Source organism: Sagittula sp. (assembly GCF_052825245.1).
Genome location: NZ_JBRBWD010000038.1, coordinates 177,777 through 195,092 on the forward strand (window position 1 = coordinate 177,777; position 17,316 = coordinate 195,092).

The 17,316-nt window shown below is 70.9% G+C and carries 11 protein-coding genes; 1 reads left to right on the forward strand and 10 read right to left on the reverse strand.

Annotated elements, in window-relative coordinates; translation table 11 throughout:
* Nucleotides 1–61: 61 nt before the first annotated feature.
* The 10 genes from ACU0DV_RS17725 to bhcA all read right to left on the reverse strand — a co-directional run bounded on the left by ACU0DV_RS17725 (nt 62) and on the right by bhcA (nt 16,015).
* On the reverse strand, nt 62–946 hold the full coding sequence (locus ACU0DV_RS17725; RefSeq protein ID WP_100927269.1) for a transglutaminase family protein: 885 nt from the start codon (nt 944–946) through the stop codon (nt 62–64).
* A gap of 7 nt (nt 947–953) precedes the next feature.
* On the reverse strand, nt 954–3,350 hold the full coding sequence (locus tag ACU0DV_RS17730) for a circularly permuted type 2 ATP-grasp protein (RefSeq protein ID WP_283982816.1): 2,397 nt from the start codon (nt 3,348–3,350) through the stop codon (nt 954–956).
* A gap of 3 nt (nt 3,351–3,353) precedes the next feature.
* Nucleotides 3,354–6,776 carry a transglutaminase family protein gene (locus ACU0DV_RS17735; RefSeq protein WP_446243070.1) on the reverse strand — a complete coding sequence of 1,141 codons (3,423 nt, stop codon included), beginning with the start codon at nt 6,774–6,776 and terminating at the stop codon, nt 3,354–3,356.
* 472 nt (nt 6,777–7,248) lie between these two features.
* Nucleotides 7,249–8,223 carry a 2-hydroxyacid dehydrogenase gene (locus ACU0DV_RS17740; protein ID WP_446243069.1) on the reverse strand — a complete coding sequence of 325 codons (975 nt, stop codon included), beginning with the start codon at nt 8,221–8,223 and terminating at the stop codon, nt 7,249–7,251.
* A gap of 133 nt (nt 8,224–8,356) precedes the next feature.
* Nucleotides 8,357–9,331 carry a 2-dehydropantoate 2-reductase gene (locus tag ACU0DV_RS17745; protein WP_446243068.1) on the reverse strand — a complete coding sequence of 325 codons (975 nt, stop codon included), beginning with the start codon at nt 9,329–9,331 and terminating at the stop codon, nt 8,357–8,359.
* Nucleotides 9,332–9,415: 84 nt separating this feature from the next.
* Nucleotides 9,416–10,930, reverse strand: coding sequence for an acyl--CoA ligase (locus ACU0DV_RS17750; RefSeq protein ID WP_446243067.1), 1,515 nt, complete (start codon nt 10,928–10,930; stop codon nt 9,416–9,418).
* Between the two features lie 262 nt (nt 10,931–11,192).
* Nucleotides 11,193–12,188, reverse strand: coding sequence for an iminosuccinate reductase BhcD (bhcD, locus tag ACU0DV_RS17755; RefSeq protein ID WP_446243066.1), 996 nt, complete (start codon nt 12,186–12,188; stop codon nt 11,193–11,195).
* A gap of 287 nt (nt 12,189–12,475) precedes the next feature.
* The gene (gene bhcC / locus ACU0DV_RS17760; protein ID WP_446243065.1) at nt 12,476–13,639 is read right to left on the reverse strand and encodes a 3-hydroxy-D-aspartate aldolase BhcC; all 1,164 of its coding nucleotides are present in this window, start codon (nt 13,637–13,639) and stop codon (nt 12,476–12,478) included.
* A 193-nt stretch (nt 13,640–13,832) separates the two neighbouring features.
* Nucleotides 13,833–14,807 carry a beta-hydroxyaspartate dehydratase BhcB gene (gene bhcB / locus ACU0DV_RS17765; RefSeq protein WP_446243064.1) on the reverse strand — a complete coding sequence of 325 codons (975 nt, stop codon included), beginning with the start codon at nt 14,805–14,807 and terminating at the stop codon, nt 13,833–13,835.
* Between the two features lie 14 nt (nt 14,808–14,821).
* Nucleotides 14,822–16,015, reverse strand: a complete 1,194-nt coding sequence (gene bhcA, locus ACU0DV_RS17770) for an L-aspartate--glyoxylate aminotransferase BhcA (RefSeq protein WP_446243063.1) — start codon at nt 16,013–16,015, stop codon at nt 14,822–14,824.
* Nucleotides 16,016–16,250: 235 nt separating this feature from the next.
* Here bhcA and ACU0DV_RS17775 point away from each other — a divergent pair, with 235 nt between their 5' ends.
* Entirely contained in the window at nt 16,251–17,066 is an 816-nt protein-coding gene (locus ACU0DV_RS17775) for an IclR family transcriptional regulator (RefSeq protein WP_446243062.1), read from the forward strand.
* Nucleotides 17,067–17,316: the final 250 nt, after the last annotated feature.

A 17,316-nucleotide genomic window follows, 5' to 3' on the forward strand; every position in this document is an offset into this window, starting at 1 on the left:
ATGGGGTGCCGTGCCGGGCCGCCCGGCCGGACCGCCGGGGCGCCAAGGCACCTTGCCGGGCCTATTCGTCGGTCGGGACCATGTCGACGCTGTGTTCCGTCGTGTGCGGTCCGGCGCTGCGCAGCGAGCCCTTGACCGGCGCCACGTCGGCGTAGTCGCGCCCGACCGCCACCGCCACGTGGTCCTGCGCCACGCGCAGGTCGTTTGTCGGGTCGATCTCCACCCACCCCGTCTCCCGCCCGCACCAGGCGCGCACCCAGGCGTGCATCGCATCGGCCCCTTCGAGGCGCGGCTGGCCTTCGGGCGGCGTGGTCCTGAGGAACCCCGAGACGTAGCCCGCGGGCACGCCCACCGACCTCAGCCCCGCGATCATCACGTGGCTGAAGTCCTGGCAGACGCCGCGCCTCTGGCGGAAGGCCTCGGCCGGGTCGGTGGCCACGTCGGTCGCCTCCGGGTCGAAGGCGAAGGCCTCGTGCAGCGCCGTGCTGAGCGCGGTCACCGCCTCCAGCGCGGTCTGCGCCGGGTTCGTCACGTCGCGCGCGAAGGCGGTGATGTCCCTGACCGGGCGCACCCGTTCGGAGGCGCCGGTGAAGTGGTGCGGGCTTTCCGGTCCCAGCGCGTGTTCCGCCGCCACGTCCTCCTTCAGGAGGCCCAGCGGCGGCGAGAGGTCCATCAGCGCCTCCGGCCGGTGGCACATCATCCGCCCCTGGAAGCGGAAGGAGACGTCCTCCAGCGCCTCCTCGAAGGTCATCGCCGTCAGCGCGTTGCCGAAGAAGTCGCGCTCGTCGCTGCGCAGCTGCGGTTCGGGATCGGCCGAGACATGCCCCGCCATCAGCCGCTGGCGCGCGTTGGTCAGCGGCAGCATCCTGAGCAGCGTCCGCGCCGCGGTGGCCGGGCTCTCGTACAGGTAGCGGATCGCCAGCGTGATGTCGTATTGAACAGGCATCTGCCCCTCAGTTCATGTAGCGCGCGCCAAGCGCATCCGACACCGCCATCAGCCGCTCCGCCACCCCGAGCAGGTCCGCGGTGGTCACGGTCTCCGGCGTGGCGACGGCCAGGTCGGTCTCGAGCCGCAGGAGCGCGCGCGCCGTGTCGCCCATCTGCGTGCCCTCGTAGGGCTGCGGCAGGCGCGCCTGTTCCGCCCTCAGGATCTCCACCTGAGAGAAGATGGAGCGCGGGTTGTCCGGGTCGAGGGCCAGCATGTCGACCACCGTCTCGCGCTGTGCCACAACGGAGTAGCGGCGGCGGTGGGTCATGACGCTGTCGCCGATCTCGATCGCCGCGTCGAGCCCGCCGGGCGGCGCCTCCTCGTCGGCGAAGGCGGCCAGCAGCCGCGCGGTCTGGATGCCGCGTTCGACGCAGCGCCCCATGGTCATGAAGCGCCACCCCGAGGCGCGGAACATGTTGTCGTTCACAAGCCCCGCAAAGCCCGCGTTCTTGCGCAGGAGCTGGCTCATGGGGCGGGCCATGTCCACGTCCTCCGCCTCTTCGCCGGACAGCGTGCGGGCCAGCGCCGTCACCTCGTTCAGCGCGTACCAGCCGTCGTCGGAGAAGCGGTCGCGCACCTTGCCCGCGCAGGTCAGCGCGCTTTCGAAGAGGCGCAGCAGCCCCTGCGGGATCACCTGGTCGTCGTCCATGCCGAGGCCGCTCAGCATGTCGTCGAAGATGTCGAAAAGCGGGCTGTGCCCCAGACCGCTGTCGTCGCGCCTCAGCCGCACGGCGCGCAGCGTGCGCATGGCGAACTCCGCCCGTTCGACGTAGCGGCCCAGCCAGAAGAGGTTGTCGGCGGCCCGCGCCGGCAGCCGGGCGGAGCGATAGCGCACGAAGGGCGCGCCGCCGGTGTGGGTCAGGCTGTCGGGTTTCACCGGCTTCCTGGCCACCACCCAGACGTCCGCGACCGATCCGCCGGACTGCATCGCCAGCGCCGTGGGATCCTCCGTCCGGCCGATGCGGGCATAGCCGCCGGGCATCACCTCCCAGCCCTGCGGGGTGCGCACGGCGAAGGCGCGGATCACCATCGGGCGCGGCAGCAGCTTGCCGTCGATCATCGCGGGCGTCGTGGACAGCGTCACCGCCTCCTGCCCCACGAGGTCGGCGCCGTTCGCCTCCAGCCAGTCGCGGACCGCCATCTGCGCGGTGGAGCGGAACCGCCCCCCCAGCGCCGTCGAGCCGTCCATCTCGAACGGCAGGTCGGTGGACATGGCGGGCGCGATCATCATCCGTTCGAGGTTCTCGCGCACATGCGCCAGCTCGCGCCGCTGGCCGCACCACCATGTCGCGATGTTGGGCAGCTTCAGCGGTGCGCCGGTCACCTGCTCGCAGATCCGCGGCAGGAAGGCCATCAGCGCGCGCGCCTCCAGCACACCCGACCCCAGCGCGTTCAGCATCGACACCGTGCCCGCGCGCAGGGCGGACACCATCCCCGGCGTCCCGATGGCCGAACGTTCGTCCAGCTCCAGAGGGTCGGCAAAGCGCGCGTCCAGCCTGCGCCACAGCACCGACACCGGCTCAAGCCCGTTGATCGTGCGCACCATCAGCCCGTCCGGCGTCACCGTCAGGTCGGCGCATTCCAGCAGCAGCAGGCCCAGGTAGCGCGCGATATAGGCATGTTCGAAATAGGTGTCGGTGTGCTGGCCCGGCGTCAGGATCGCCACCTGCCCGCCGCCCGGCCCCTTCAGCCCGGTCAGGCTGTCGCGGAACGAGCGGAAGAACCCCGCCAGCCGGTGCACGTTGGCCTCCGGGAAGAAATCGGTGAAGGTCCGCGTCGTGGCCATGCGGTTTTCCAGCGCAAAGCCCGACCCCGAAGGCGCCTGCGTCCGGTCGCCCAGCACCAGCCAGCTGCCGTCGGGCGACCGCCCGATCTCGAAGGCGATCATGTGCAGGTAATGCCCCGAACGCGGCTGCACGCCCACCAGCGGGCGCAGCCACTCCGGGTTGTCGGCCACCAGCTGCGGCGGCAGCAGCCCCTTCTTCACCAGGTCGCCCGGCCCGTAAAGGTCCGCCATCAGCGCCTCAAGCAGGTCGGCGCGCTGGATCAGCCCCTCGGCCAGGTCGGCCCATTCGGATTCCGCGATCATCACCGGGATGTGCGACAGCGGCCAGTCGCGCATGGTGGAATCGCTGTCGGTGTACTGCCGGTAATAGACGCCCGCGTCCTTCAGGTACTGGTCGCCGCGCGCGAAATCCGCCGCCAGATCCTCGGGCGAGGTCCTGGCGAGGAACTCGATCATCGGCTTCCAGACCGGGCGCACCGTGCCGTCGGCGCGCAGAAGCTCGTCGGCCACCCCTTCGGGCGGCCGATAGCCTTCGATCGCCTTGAGGCGTGACTTGGCGGCCCTCCCTTCCGCCATGGATCACACCCCCGGCGAGCGGCGCAGGTCCAGCGTCATCGGGAACTCCGGGTGCGGGACCTCGCTTGCGGGCCAGAAGGCGCCAGCCGTGTGGCCGAACTTCTCGAACCGCGCAAGGCGGCGGGCATCGGCCTCGTTGGTGTTGACCGGGAAGGTGTCGTAGTTGCGCCCGCCCGGATGCGCCACGTGATAGGTGCAGCCGCCGATGGACCGCCCCGACCACGTGTCGAAGACGTCGAAGACCAGCGGCGCATCGACCGGCAGCACCGGGTGCAGCGCCTCCGCCGGCTGCCACGCCTTGAAGCGCACGCCGCCCACCTTCACGCCGCTCGTCTCCGTCGCGGTCAGCGGCACGGCGCGGCGGTTGCAGGTCACCGTGTAGCGGTCGGGGTTCAGCGAGGTCAGCTGCACCTGCATCCGCTCCACCGAGCTGTCGGTATAGCGCACCGTCCCGCCGATGGCGCCGCGCTCGCCCAGCACGTGCCATGGCTCCAGCGCCTGCCGGACCTCGAGGTTCACGCCCTCGTAGGTCACGTCGCCCGCATAGGGGAAGCGGAACTCCCGCTGCGCCTCGAACCACTCCGGCCGCAGGTCGAACCCGTTGTCGCGCAGGTCGCCCAGCACGTCGAGGAAATCGGCCCAGACGAAATGCGGCAGCATGAACCGGTCGTGAAGCTGCGTGCCCCAGCGCACCGGCCGGCCCTTGATCGGGTTCTTCCAGAGCCGCGCGAGGATCGCCCGGATCAGCAACTGCTGGGCAAGGCTCATGCGCGGGTCCGGCGGCATCTCGAAGCCGCGGAACTCCAGCAGGCCCAGCCGCCCCGTCGGCCCGTCCGGAGAGAACATCTTGTCGATGCACAGCTCCGCCCGGTGGGTGTTGCCCGTCACGTCGATCAGCATGTTCCTGAGCAGCCGGTCCACCAGCCAGGGCTGGGGCTGCGGATAGTCCTCGCCGGGATCGGGGATCTGCGCCAGCGCGATCTCCAGCTCGTAAAGCGTGTCGTGCCGCGCCTCGTCGATCCGCGGCGCCTGGCTGGTCGGGCCGATGAACAGCCCCGAGAACAGGTAGGAAAGCGCCGGGTGCCGTTGCCAGTAGAGGATCAGCGACCGCAGCAGGTCCGGACGCCGCAGGAAGGGCGAATCGTGGGTCGTGGCGCCGCCGACAACCACGTGGTTGCCGCCCCCGGTGCCGACATGCTTGCCGTCGATCATGAACTTGTCGGCGCCAAGCCGCGACTGCCGCGCCTCCTCGTAGACGCCGGTGGTGATGTCGACGCAGTCCTGCCAGTTCTGCGCGGGGTGGATGTTCACCTCGATCACGCCCGGATCGGGCGCCACGCGGATCACGTTCAGCCGGCTGTCGGACGGCGGCGCGTAGCCCTCGATGTGGATCGGCAGCCCCAGCTCGGCGGCGGTCGTCTCGGCCGCGGCGAGCAGTTCGAGGTAATCCTCAAGCGTGCCCACCGGCGGCATGAACAGGCACAACCGCCCGTCGCGCGGCTCCACCGCGATGGCGGTGCGCACATATCCCAGCGCCGGGTCGACGCCGTCCATGCTCATCGGATTCTGCCGTGCCTGCCGCCCGCCCTCCTCGGGCTTGACCCCCGACACCGGCTGGCTGCGCTCCTGCGTGACATCGGGCAGCACGTCCGCCTCCTCGGCGGCGATGCGCTCCAGCTCCTCGAGGATCGCCTTACGGCGGCGCTCAAGTTCCGCGTGGAAGTTCGGCAGCGCCGCGACCGGCACGCTCGGATCGGCGCTGTAGGTATAGGGATAGTCGGAGGCCGGGATATAGGGCAGCGTGCCCAGCGGCAGGCGGAAGCCCACGGGGCTGTCGCCGGGGATCAGGTAGAGATGCCCGCGCCGCGTCTTCCAGTGCTCCGACACCCAGGACGACTTCGACGCCTTCCCCTGCCAGCGCTGGATCGGCAACACGTGACCGGCAGGCTCCGTCAGCCCGCGGTTGAAGACCCGCGCGATCCGGGCGCGCGCCTCCGGGTCCTTCAGCTTCGGATCCTCCGGCGTGACGTTGATCGGCAGCCCGGCCTCCTTCAGCACCCATTCGGCGGGGTCCTCGTAGGCGGGCCGGACGAACTCCGGCTCGATCCCCAAGGTCTCCGCGAAGGTCTCCATGAACTTCTCGGAATCGGCGTTTGTCGCGCCCGACTGCGTTTCCGGCGCGACGAGGTCGGGGTTCTTCCAGATCGGCTCCCCGTCGCGGCGCCAGAACAGGCTGAAGGTCCAGCGCGGCAGGGTCTCGCCCGGATACCACTTGCCCTGCCCGTAATGCAGGAAGCCGCCCGGCGCGAAACGCTGCCGCAGGCGGCGGATCAGCAGGTCGGCCCGCATCCGCTTCGTCGGGCCCACGGCGGCGGTGTTCCACTCCGCGCTCTCGAAATCGTCGATGCTGACGAAGGTCGGCTCCCCGCCCATGGTCAGCCGCATGTCCTCGGCCTCCATCACCGCGTCGACCTCGCGCCCCAGCTTGTCGAGCGCCTGCCAGCTTTCCTCGCTGAACGGCTTGGTGATGCGCGGATGTTCCGCGACGCGATGCACCTCCATCTCGAAGTTGAAGGCGGTCTGCGTGTCCGGATCGCCGGTGAACCCGCCGACGATGGGGGCTGCGTTGGAATAGTGCGGCGTCGCGGCCAGCGGGATGTGGCTCTCGCCGGTCAGCAGGCCCGAGGTCGGGTCAAGCCCGATCCAGCCCGCGCCCGGCAGGTAGACCTCGCACCAGGCGTGCAGGTCGGTGAAGTCGTGATCCGTGCCGGACGGCCCGTCCAGCGCCTCGAGGTCGGGCTTCAGCTGGATCAGGTAGCCCGAGACGAAGCGCGCGGCAAAGCCGAGGCGCCGCAGGATGTTGATCAGCAGCCACGAGGTGTCGCGGCAGGAGCCCGAGCCCTTCTCCAGCGTCTCCTCCGGCGTCTGCACGCCCGGCTCCATGCGGATCAGGTAGTCGATCTCCTGCTCGAGCCGCGCGTTGAGCGCCACGAGGAAATCCACCGTGCCGGTCTTCTCGCGCGGGACGCTGTCGACCCAGGCCTTCACCTTCGGCGTCAGGTCGACCGCCTTGAGGTACTGCGCCAGGTCGCCCGCGATCTCCGCCGGGTAGTCGAAAGGCCACTCCCGCGCGCCCTCTTCGAGGAAGAAGTCGAACGGGTTGTAGACCGTCATGTCCGCAACGAGGTCCACCTCGATCGAGAACTCCGTCACCGGCTCCGGAAACACGAAGCGGGCCATCCAGTTGCCGTAGATGTCCTGCTGGTGATTGACGAAATGCCCCTCCGGCCCGACCTTCAGAGAGTGCGAGATCACGCGGGTCCGGCTGTGCGGCGCCGGCCTCAGGCGCACGATCTGCGGCGACAGGGTGACCGGCCGGTCGTACTTGTAATGTGTGAGATGCCGGATGCTTGCGGTGATCGCCATGAGGTGCCTTCCAGGGTGATGTCTTGCCCGACAGATGACCCGCCAGGCGCTCCGATGTAAAGCAAGCCCGCTTTGCTGCGCCACAAATCCGGGCATTCCCGCGACACCCTGCCATCGAAACACGCAGACCCGCCCGCCGCACCCGGCCCGTCCCGATAAGTGTTTCGTCGCGCTGACGCGCGCCGACCCGCGCGGGCTGCGCCCGCGCCGCCTCGGACCAAGCCTCCGCTCCTCCGACCGGATCGCACAGAGCTTGCCACAGCGCCTGTCGCGCTACGCGCGAAGGGGGGCGCTGCCCCGCCGCGCCTGCGGCGCGACTCCCCGAGGTATTTGTGCCAAGATGAAGGACAGGCGCCGCGCTTACACCTTCATCTTGGTCCAAATACCTAACACGACAGTGCCGCCATGCCTGCGGCCGGGCGAAGGCGGGCCCTTTGCGGCAGAAACAGCCACGGGGCGCGGGCAGCCGGTTTCAGGCGACGCGGTCGGGCGGCGCCCTGCCATCCAGCGCAGCGGCGAGGTTCTCGAGGGCGCGGAAACCCATGGCTTCCCGCGTTTCCCGGGTGGCGCTGCCGAGGTGCGGCAGCACGACGATGTTCGGACAGTCGAGGAGCCGCGCTTCGACCGCCGGTTCGCCGTCGAAGACGTCGAGCCCCGCACCGCCAAGCCGCCCCGCGCCGACCGCCTCGGCAAGCGCCGCCTCGTCGACCACCTCGCCGCGCGCAGTGTTGATCAGGAAGGCGCCGGGCTTCATCAGCGCCAGCCGCGCGGCATTGACGAGGTGCCGGTTCGCAGCCCCGCCCGGGCAGTGCAGCGAGACGAAGTCGCATTCGGGCATCAGTGCCTCCAGGCTCTCGACCTGCCGCGCGTTGCAGGCCCCCAGCACCTCCGGCGCCACGGCAGAACGGTTCTGGACGAGGATCCGCATGCCGAAACCATGATGCGCCCGGCGCGCCATCTCCTGCCCGATCCGCCCGAAGCCCACGATGCCCAGCGTCTTGCCGGTCACCTTCGTCCCCACGAGGTGGGTGGGCCGCCAGCCGGTCCACGCCCCGGCACGGACCTCGCGTTCGCCCTCGCCCGCCCGGCGCGCCGCCATCAGCAGAAGCGTCATGGCGATGTCCGCCGTGCAATCGCTCAGCACGTCCGGGGTGTTCGTCACCACGATGCCGAGCCGCGCCGCCGCCTCCGTGTCGATGTGCGAAAAGCCTACCCCGTAATTCGCCAGCACCCTGCAGCGCGGCGCCTCGATCCCGTCGAAGACCGCGCGGCCCATGGCATCCGTCACCGTGGGCAGGATCGCGTCGTGCGTCGCCAGCGCCTCCCGGAAGGCCGCGGTGTCGAGCGGCCTGTCCTCCGTGTTGAACGTCACGTCGTAGCGCTCCGCCAGCGCGGCCTCCACCGCCTCCGGCCAGCGGCGGCTTATCAGAACCTTCGGTCGCGACATCGCGCTCTCCCTCCTGTCTCGGCCGCGCATGGGTCCTGCCCGGCCATCTTGCCCGCAGGCGCCCCGCAGCGCCGCCCTGCTCCAGACAAACTCCGATGCCGGCGCGCCGTAAACCCAGTCTTTCGGCGCGGCCTCAGTAAAGCCCCGCCACCCTGCCGCGCAGCGCCACCAGCGCCAGCACCGTGTCGATCGCCGGCGTCGCCACCCCCGTCAGCCGGCCCAGCTCCTGGACCGAGGCCACCAGCGCGTCGATCTCCATCGGGCGCCCGGCGTCGAGGTCCTGCAGCATGGAGGTCCGGTGCGCGCCCACCGCCGCACCGCCGTCGATCCGCCGCTCCACGTCGATGGGGAACTTCACACCCAGCCGCTCGGCGATCTCCTGCGCCTCCAGCATCATCGCCTTCGCCACAGCGCGCGTGCCCGGATCGGTGCACAGCACGTCGAGCGTCGCGTGGGTCAGCGCCGAGATCGGGTTGAACGACAGGTTGCCCCAGAGCTTCACCCAGATCTCGTCCCTCAGCCGCGGCCGCACCGGCGCCTTCAGCCCCGCCGCGGTCAGCGCCTTCGACAGGGCCAGCGCGCGCTCCGACTTGCTGCCGTCAGGCTCCCCCAGCGAGAACCGGTTGCCCTCCACGTGCCTGACCACGCCCGGCCGGATCACCTCCGCCGCCGGGTAGACCACGCAGCCCAGCACCCGGTCGGGGCCGAAACCGTCCCACTGCCGGCCGCCGGGATCGACGGTCTCGAGCCGCGTGCCCTCCAGGTCTCCGCCGTGCTTGTGGAAATACCACCACGGCACGCCGTTCACTCCCGAAACCACGCAGGTCCCCGCGCCGATCAGCGGCGACATCGCGTCCACCACGCCCGGCACCGAATGCGCCTTCAGCGTCACGATCACGTAGTCCTGCTCGCCCAGCTCCGCCGCATCCGAAGAGGCGCGCACCGGCACCACCGTCTCCGTCCCCTCCTCGATCAGCCGCAAGCCGTCCGCCTGCATCGCCGCCAGGTGCGGGCCGCGCGCCACCAGCGACACCTCGGCCCCGGCCTGCGCCAGCTTCGCGCCCATGTAGCCGCCGATGGCCCCCGCGCCAAAGATACATATCCGCATGTCACCCCGTCCGGCCCGCGCCCGACGCCCCTGCTTCTCTGCTTTCCAAATACTCACCCGCGACACCCGCCGCGGGCGCGCCGGTCAGGACACCAGCCCCAGCTTCTCCGCCATGCCGATGCGCTGCATCTTGCCCGTCGCGCCCTTGGGGATCTCGTCGAGGATCACCACCCGCGCCGGCACCTTGAAGGCCGCCATCCGCTCCGTGGCAAAGGCGCGGATCTCCGCCTCGTCCGCCGACATGCCCTCGCGCAGGACCACCGCCGCCGCGACCTCCTCGCCCAGCTTGGGGTGCGGGCAGGCGAAGGCCACGCATTGCGCCACCGCCGGGTGGTCCATCAGCACGCCGTCCACCTCCAGCGGCGACACCTTCTCGCCCCCGCGGTTGATGATCTCCTTCAGCCGCCCCGTCAGGAACAGGTAGCCGTCGGCGTCGAAGGCACCCTGGTCGCCGGTGCGGAACCAGCGCCGGCCCTCCGCCTCGAAGAACGACTTCGCGTTGGCCTCCGGGTTGCCCTCGTAGCCGGGCGTCACGTTCGGGCCGGAAATCACGACCTCGCCGGTGCCCCCGGTCAGCCGGTCCTCCGCCTCGTCGGCGATGGCCACCTGCGGCCCGGCCGCGATCCCCACCGCGCCCGGCTTCTGCCGCGACAGCGGGTTGCAGCACATCTGGTGCGCGGCCTCGGTCATGCCGTAGGCCTCCACCACCGGCGCGCCGAAGGTCTCCGCCAGCGCCGTCATGACCTGCGCCGGAAGCGAGGCCGAGGACGAGCGCAGGAAGCGCAGCGGCACCTCCGCGATCACATCCGCGTTGCGTTCCGCGCGCGACAGGATCGCCTGGTGCATGGTCGGCACGGCGGTGTACCAGGTGGGCCGCGCCTCCTCCATCATCGCGAAGAAGTTCAGCGCGTTGAAGCCGCCGGTGCAGAAGATCGACGCCCCCGCCGCCAGCGAGGCCGAGACCGCCGCCACCAGCCCGTGGATGTGGAACAGCGGCATCACGTTCAGGCAGCGGTCGCCCGGCTCCAGCGACAGCGAGGCCGCAATGTGACCGGCCGAGGCCGCCACGTTCGACTGCAAGAGCGGCACGATCTTCGGGCGCGAGGTGGTGCCGGAGGTGTGCAGGATCAGCGCCACGTCCTCCGCGCCGGGCATATCACCCTCCGCCGGCGTGACCTCGCCCTCCGCCGTCAGCGCAAAGACCCCCGCCACCGAGGGGTCCTCCGCCAGCCGCAGCACCGTCAGACCGAAGCGCCGCGCCGCCGCCAGCGCCGGCCCGTCATAACCCGCCTCGAGGATGATCGCCCGGGCCTTCAGGTCCTCGAGGTAGAAGGCGAACTCGTCCTCGCGGTAGGCCGGGTTCAGCGGCGCGGTGCAGGCCGCCTGCGCCACGGTGACAAAGGCCGTGGCCATCGCCGCCCCGTTCGGCAGCACGATGGCCACCCGGTCGGACGGCCCGACACCGGCGGCGCGCAGGTCCTCGCGCACCCGCTCCGTCAGCGCCCGGAGCCCGTCGTAATCCAGCCAGTCGCGGCCCGGCCCGCCGATCGCCGGCGCCTCGCCCGGATGTTTCGCCAAGAGCGCGTTGATGGTCGTCATGCCATCCTCCCCTTCCAAGTTCCCCGGCCGGTTCCGGCCCTTGCCCCCGTTCTAGCGGATCGCGCCCGCAAGAACAGACCCCATCGCCCCGCCTGTACCGACGCGCCGCGCACCGCCCGGTCCCGGGCCTCCGGACACCCGCAAACCGAAGGGGCGCAGCCCGAAAGCCCCGCCCCTCATCCGTCCGGCCCGGAAGCCCCTGCGCCTCTGGGCCCCTGTGCCTCTGGGCTTCTCTGCCCCTGAGCCCATGCGCGCCCCCGGCCTACAGCACGACCCGCGCCGCCACGCCCTGCTCCTCCGCCAGCCGCGCCGCGACAGAGGCCACAGCGAGGTCCTGCAAGCCCACGCCCGTCCCGTCGAACAGGGTGATCTCCGTGTCGGAGGTCCGCCCGGGGTGCTCCCCGTTGATCACCGCGCCGATTGGCGTGATGTCGCCATCCGCCAGCAGCCCGGCCGCCACCGCGTGCTGCGCCTCGCCGATGCTGACCGACTGCGCCACCTCGTCGGCAAAGACCGTCGCCGCCGCCAGAAGCGCCGCGTCGACCTCCATCTTGCCCTTGGTGTCGGTGCCCATGCAGGCAACATGCGTACCGGGCCGGATCCAGTCCCGCATCAAGAGCGGCTCGAAGGCCGAGGTGATGGTGATGATCACATCCGCCTCCGCGCCCAGCGCCTCCGGCGTCACCGCCTCGAACGGCAGGCCGAGGCTCGGCGCCACCTCCGCCAGCTGCGGCAGCATCTCCGGGTGCGGGTTCCACGCCACGACCTTCTCGAAGGCACGCTGCTCCGCCGCCGCCCGCAACTGGAAGGCCGACTGGTGCCCGGCGCCCACCATGCCCAGCACCTTCGCGTCCCGCCGCGCCAGGTGCGCGATGGATACTGCCGAAGAGGCCGCCGTCCGCACCGCCGTCAGGTAGTTGCCGCCGACCAGCGCCGAAAGCCGCCCGGTATCCGGATCGAACAGGCAGACCGTCGACTGGTGGTTGGTCAGCCCGCGGCCCATGTTCCCCGGCCAGTAGCCCCCGGCCTTCACGCCCAGCACCATGCCCGCCCGGTCGAACCCGGACTTGAAGCCGTAAAGCGCCTCGGCATGGCCGATGGCCTCCCGCACCACCGGGAAATTCCGCGCCTGACCCGAGGCCATGGCGGCAAACACCGCCTCGACGGCGGCAAAGGCCTCCGCCCGGCCCACGAGCTCCCTGCAGACCTCCTCGCCCACGATGAGCACCCCATCGCCCTGCTGCGGCGTATCCTTCATGGCATCACCCTCCTGTCTCAGCCGCCGGTTCCCCGGCCCTTCGTTTCCCGGCCGCCCCCGCGGCGCCCCCCGCATCCGGGCAGATCGCCAGCCGCAACCGGCCAGTCTCGGCACGCAACAGACGCGGACACGCCCCCGCAACCGCGCCAGCCGCCACCGGCCAGCCCAGACGCCGGAACCCCCGACATCCCCCCTTCATCTTGGCAAAAATACCTCCGGGGGTCCGGGGGGCGGCGCCCCCCGGCGGATCGGGGCGCCCAAGGCGCCCCGAAACCGCAGGCAAAGGCTCAGTACGCCTTGCCGCGCGCCGACACCGGCCAGAGCGTCTCGACCTTGCCCTTGCGGACGCCCACGTACCAGTCGTGCACGTTGCAGGTCGGGTCGCAGTGCCCCGGCACCAGCCGCAGCCGGTCGTTCACCTTCAGCGCGCCCGCCGGGTCCGTCACCACGCCATGCTCGTCCGAGCACTTCACGTATTCCACGTCGTCGCGCCCGAAGACCACCGGCAGGCCCGAATCCACCGACTGCGCCTTCAGCCCGGCGTCCACGATGGCCTTGTCCGCCTTGGCGTGGCTCATGACGGAGGTCAGGATGAACAGCGCGTTCTCCCACTCGCCCCGGTCGATCCGCCGGCCGTCCGCGTCGAGGATGCGCCCGTAGTCCGCATCCATGAAGGCATAGGACCCGCACTGCAGCTCGTTGTAGACGCCCGAGGCCGTCTCGAAGTAATAGGACCCCGTGCCGCCGCCGCCGACGATGTCGCAGCCGAGGCCCACGGCCGCCAGCCCCTCGACCGCGTCCTTCACCATGGCCACCGCCACGTCGATCTTCGCCTTCCGGTCGGCATAGGCGTCGAGATGCTGCATCGCGCCCTGGTAGGCCTGGATGCCGGCGAACTTCAGCCCCTCCGCCCCGGCAATCGCCTGCGCGATCTCCACCACCTCGGGCGTCGTTGTCACGCCGCAGCGCCCGGCGCCGCAATCGATCTCCACGAGACACTCGATCTGCGTCCCGTGCCGCCGCGCCGCCGCCGAGAGGTCCTCGACGTTCGCAAGGTCGTCGACGCAGCACAGCACCCGCGCGCCCAGCTTGGGGATCTGCGCCATGCGGTCGATCTTCAACGGGTCGCGCACCTGGTTCGACACCATCACGTCGCGGATGCCGCCGCGGGCAAAGACCTCCGCCTCGCTCACCTTCTGGCAGCAGACGCCGCAGGCGCCGCCCATCTCGATCTGCAGAAGCGCCACGTCCACCGACTTGTGCATCTTGCCATGCACCCGGTGGCGCATCCCGTGCGCCGCCGCGTAGTCGCCCATCTTCCTCACGTTGCGCTCCAGCGCGTCGAGGTCGAGCACGAGGCACGGCGTCTGGATCTGCGCCTCGTCCATGCCCGGCAGCGCCGGAATGTCGAACCCCACCTCGTAGTCGTCGAACGTCTTCATGTCCTTCATCGCACCCGTCTCCCTCTGTTTCGTCATCCGCCGCGCTCGCGGCCTGTCTTGCCACCGGCCGCCCTCGCGGCCTTTCCGTCATCCGCCCGCGCCACCGGCCCGGACATCGCCCGGCACCGCCGCCGGGCGCGACCTCCCGTAGGGTGGGCTTTAGGCCACCCCTGCCCCGGCGTCCTTCACCCCCCGGGGCCCGTCACCCCGCCATCCACGGCAGGCGGTCCAGATCGACGTTGCCGCCGGTCACGATCACGCCCACGCGCTTGCCCGCGAACCGCGCGCGGTGTTTCAGCACCACCGCCAGCGCCACGGCAGAGGATGGCTCCATCACCACCCTCAGATGCTTCCACGCCAGCTTCATCGCGTCCACGATTTCCACCTCGGTCGCGGTCGGAATGTCGGTCACGAAGCGCGACACGAAATGCCATGTGTTTTCCTTGAGCGGCACCTTCAGCCCGTCCGCCACCGTGTCGGGGGCGTCGTCCGCGATGATCCGCCCGGCCTGCAGCGACCGCGCCGCGTCGTCGGCGTTCTGCGGCTCGGCGGCAAAGACCGCAACCTCCGGCGCGACATTGGACAGGGTCAGGCAGGTGCCCGAGATCATGCCGCCGCCGCCGATGGGCGCCACAACGGCCTCCAGTCCCTCCACCTGCTCCAGCAGTTCCATCGCGCAGGTCGCCTGCCCGCAGATCACCCGCGGGTCGTTGTAGGGGTGCACGAACTCGCCGCCCGTCGCCGCCTGCACTTCGGCAAAGACCGCCTCCCGCGAGGTGGTCGAGGGCTCGCATTCGGTGATCGTGCCGCCATAGCGCCGCACCGCGTCCTTCTTGGCCTCCGGCGCGGTGCGCGGCATGACCACGTGGCAGGGAATGCCCCGCCGCCCCGCCGCCCAGGACAGCGACAGCGCATGGTTGCCCGAGGAATGCGTGCACACCCCCTTCTCCGCCAGCGCCGCCTCCAGCCCGAAGACCGCGTTGGTCGCGCCCCGCACCTTGAAGGCCCCGGCCTCCTGCAGGTTCTCGCACTTGAAATGCAGCGCCGCCCCGGTCAGCGCGTCGAGGTAATCCGACCGCAACACCGGCGTGCGGCGCACATGCGGCCGGATCCGCTCATGGGCCGCGCGCACGTCATCGAACGTCAGGGCCGAGGCTTCGGTCATCGCATCCAGCATTGCCGACTCCCGCCTCAGGCCGCGTCGCGCAGGGCGCCCGCGCCCCGGCTCGACCGGTAATGCTCCTGCGCCGCCGCAACCCCGCTGCCCAGCCGCACCGGGTAGCCCAGGTCGGCCATCGCCATCTCCACCGTGGCCAGCCCCGACAGCACCATCACGTCGGTCAGCATGCCCAGGTGCCCGATCCGGAACGCCTTGCCGTTCAGCTGCCCCAGCCCGACGCCGAAGGACACGCCATAGGCCGTGTAGGCATGATCGGTCAGCGCGTTGCTGTCGAAGCCCTCCGGCACGCGCACCGCGCTCACTGTCGGCGAGCGAAGCTCGGGCGCGGCCGCGACCAGTTCCATCCCCCAGGCAGAGACGGCGCAGCGCACCCCCTCCGCCAGCCGGACATGGCGGGCATAGACGTTCTCCAGCCCCTCCTCGAACAGCATGTCCAGCGACTCGCGCATCCCGTAGATCAGCTGCAGCGGCGGCGTATAGGGAAAGCCGCCCCTGGCATTGTTCGCCAGCATGTCGCGGAAATCGAAGTAGCAGCGCGGCAGGCGGGCCTGCTCCATCGCCGCCATCGCCTTCTTCGAGACGCAGGTGATCGCCATGCCCGCGGGCAGCATGAAGCCCTTCTGCGAGCCCGACACCGCCACGTCCACGCCCCAGGCGTCGAAGTGGAACGGGGCGGAGGCCAGCGAGGACACGCAGTCGACGAACATCATCGCCGGGTGGCGCGCGGCGTCCATCGCCCGGCGCACCGCGCCCACGTCCGACAGCACGCCCGTCGCGGTCTCGTTGTGGGTCACCAGCACGACCTTGATCTCGTGGCCCGTGTCGGCGCTCAGGATCTCCTCGAAGCGCGCGGCGGGCGCGCCTTCGCCCCAGGGCACGTCGATCACCTGCACGTCCAGCCCGAAACGCTGGCAGAGGTCGATCCACTTGTGGCTGAACAGCCCGTAACGCGCCACCAGCACCCTGTCGCCGGGCGAGAGCGTGTTGGCCACCGCCGCCTCCCACCCGCCGGTGCCGGAGCCGGGGAAAGTGATGACCTCCCCCTCGGTGGTGCCGAAGACCTTTTTCGTGTCCTCCAGCATCGGGCGGAACACCCCGGCGAAATCGGGGGCCCGGTGGTCCATCGTCTGCGCCAGCATCTTCGCGCGCAGGCGGTCCGGCATGTTGGTCGGGCCGGGAATGAAAACGGGGTTCTGGTTGCTCATGGGATCTCCTCCGGTCGGGCTCAGCATCCGCGATCCGCCCGGCGCTTGCAATTTTCTTGAAAAACATTTTCACTCAGCGGAAAATAGGGGCAAGCCCCTGTTCCGCCTCACGATTCCATTTCTCATTTTCCCCGAACGCCGCAGCGCAGAGAGTTTTTCCGTCCCGCAGGACCCCGGAAACACCCCCTCCCGCGCGTCCCCGTGCCACCCGCCACCTCCCCGAAAGGAGCCGCCCATGCCCCCCGAAAGACGCCCCCGCGGCCGCCCCAAGTCCGCCTTCAAGGAAAGCTCCGCCGGCGGGCTGCAGTCGCTCGACCGGGCGCTGATGCTGCTCTCGGCCGTGGCGCGCAGGCAGTCGGCCACGCTCTCGGACCTCGCGCGCGAGACCGACATCCCCACCGCCACCACCCACCGCATCCTCACGACCCTTCAGGCCCAGCGCTACACCGCCTTCGACGAGGAGCGGCAGGAATGGCGCGTGGGGATCGAGGCCTACCGCACCGGCCTCTCGTTCCTCGCCCGCACCTCCGTGGCCGAGGTCGGCCGCCCGGTCATGCGCCGCCTGATGGCCGACACCGGCGAGACCGCCAACCTCGCCGTGCCGGACGGGGCAGAGGTGGTCTTCATCGGGCAGGTCGAGACGCCGAACCCGATCCGCGCCTTCTTTCCGCCGGGCACGCGCACCTCCATGCATGCCTCCGGCACCGGCAAGGCGATCCTCGCCGCGTTGCGCCCCGACCGGCTGGCGCGGGTGATGGAGCGCATCGCCTTCGACGCCTATACGCCCGGCACGCTGTCCACCGAAACAGCCCTGCGCGCCGACCTGTCGGAGACCGCGCGCCGCGGCTGGTCGCTCGACCTCGAGGAGCGGCACCCCGGCATGTCCTGCATCGGCGCCGCGATCCGCGACGAACAGGGGGAGCCCTGCGCCGGCATCTCCGTCTCCGGCCCCACGGCGCGCTTCTCGCCCGACCGGGTGGCGGACCTGGGCACGGCGGTGCGCGAGGCGGCGCGTGAGATCACCGAGCTGTCTGGCGGGCGCTGGGCCTGAGCTGTTTCGGGGCGCGGCCCCGCGGCGCGCCCGGGGGGGGGGGGGGGGGGGGGGGGCCCCCCCCCCCCCCGCGCCGGGGGGGGGGGGGGGGGGGGGGGCCCCCCCCCCCCCGCGGATCGGCGCGCGGCCGCGCGCCGAAACAGCTCAGGCCCAGCGCCCGCCAGACAGCTCGGTGATCTCACGCGCCGCCTCGCGCACCGCCGTGCCCAGGTCCGCCACCCGGTCGGGCGAGAAGCGCGCCGTGGGGCCG

What these genes read in the sequence shown, in the direction of transcription:
- bhcB (WP_446243064.1), bottom strand. Translation starts at nt 14,807, where the DNA reads ATGCTGGATGCGATGACCGAAGCCTCGGCCCTGACGTTCGATGACGTG.
- ACU0DV_RS17745 (WP_446243068.1), bottom strand. Translation starts at nt 9,331, where the DNA reads ATGCGGATATGTATCTTTGGCGCGGGGGCCATCGGCGGCTACATGGGC.
- bhcC (WP_446243065.1), bottom strand. Translation starts at nt 13,639, where the DNA reads ATGAAGGACATGAAGACGTTCGACGACTACGAGGTGGGGTTCGACATT.
- bhcD (WP_446243066.1), bottom strand. Translation starts at nt 12,188, where the DNA reads ATGAAGGATACGCCGCAGCAGGGCGATGGGGTGCTCATCGTGGGCGAG.
- ACU0DV_RS17750 (WP_446243067.1), bottom strand. Translation starts at nt 10,930, where the DNA reads ATGACGACCATCAACGCGCTCTTGGCGAAACATCCGGGCGAGGCGCCG.
- bhcA (WP_446243063.1), bottom strand. Translation starts at nt 16,015, where the DNA reads ATGAGCAACCAGAACCCCGTTTTCATTCCCGGCCCGACCAACATGCCG.
- ACU0DV_RS17740 (WP_446243069.1), bottom strand. Translation starts at nt 8,223, where the DNA reads ATGTCGCGACCGAAGGTTCTGATAAGCCGCCGCTGGCCGGAGGCGGTG.
- ACU0DV_RS17725 (WP_100927269.1), bottom strand. Translation starts at nt 946, where the DNA reads ATGCCTGTTCAATACGACATCACGCTGGCGATCCGCTACCTGTACGAG.
- ACU0DV_RS17735 (WP_446243070.1), bottom strand. Translation starts at nt 6,776, where the DNA reads ATGGCGATCACCGCAAGCATCCGGCATCTCACACATTACAAGTACGAC.
- ACU0DV_RS17730 (WP_283982816.1), bottom strand. Translation starts at nt 3,350, where the DNA reads ATGGCGGAAGGGAGGGCCGCCAAGTCACGCCTCAAGGCGATCGAAGGC.
- ACU0DV_RS17775 (WP_446243062.1), top strand. Translation starts at nt 16,251, where the DNA reads ATGCCCCCCGAAAGACGCCCCCGCGGCCGCCCCAAGTCCGCCTTCAAG.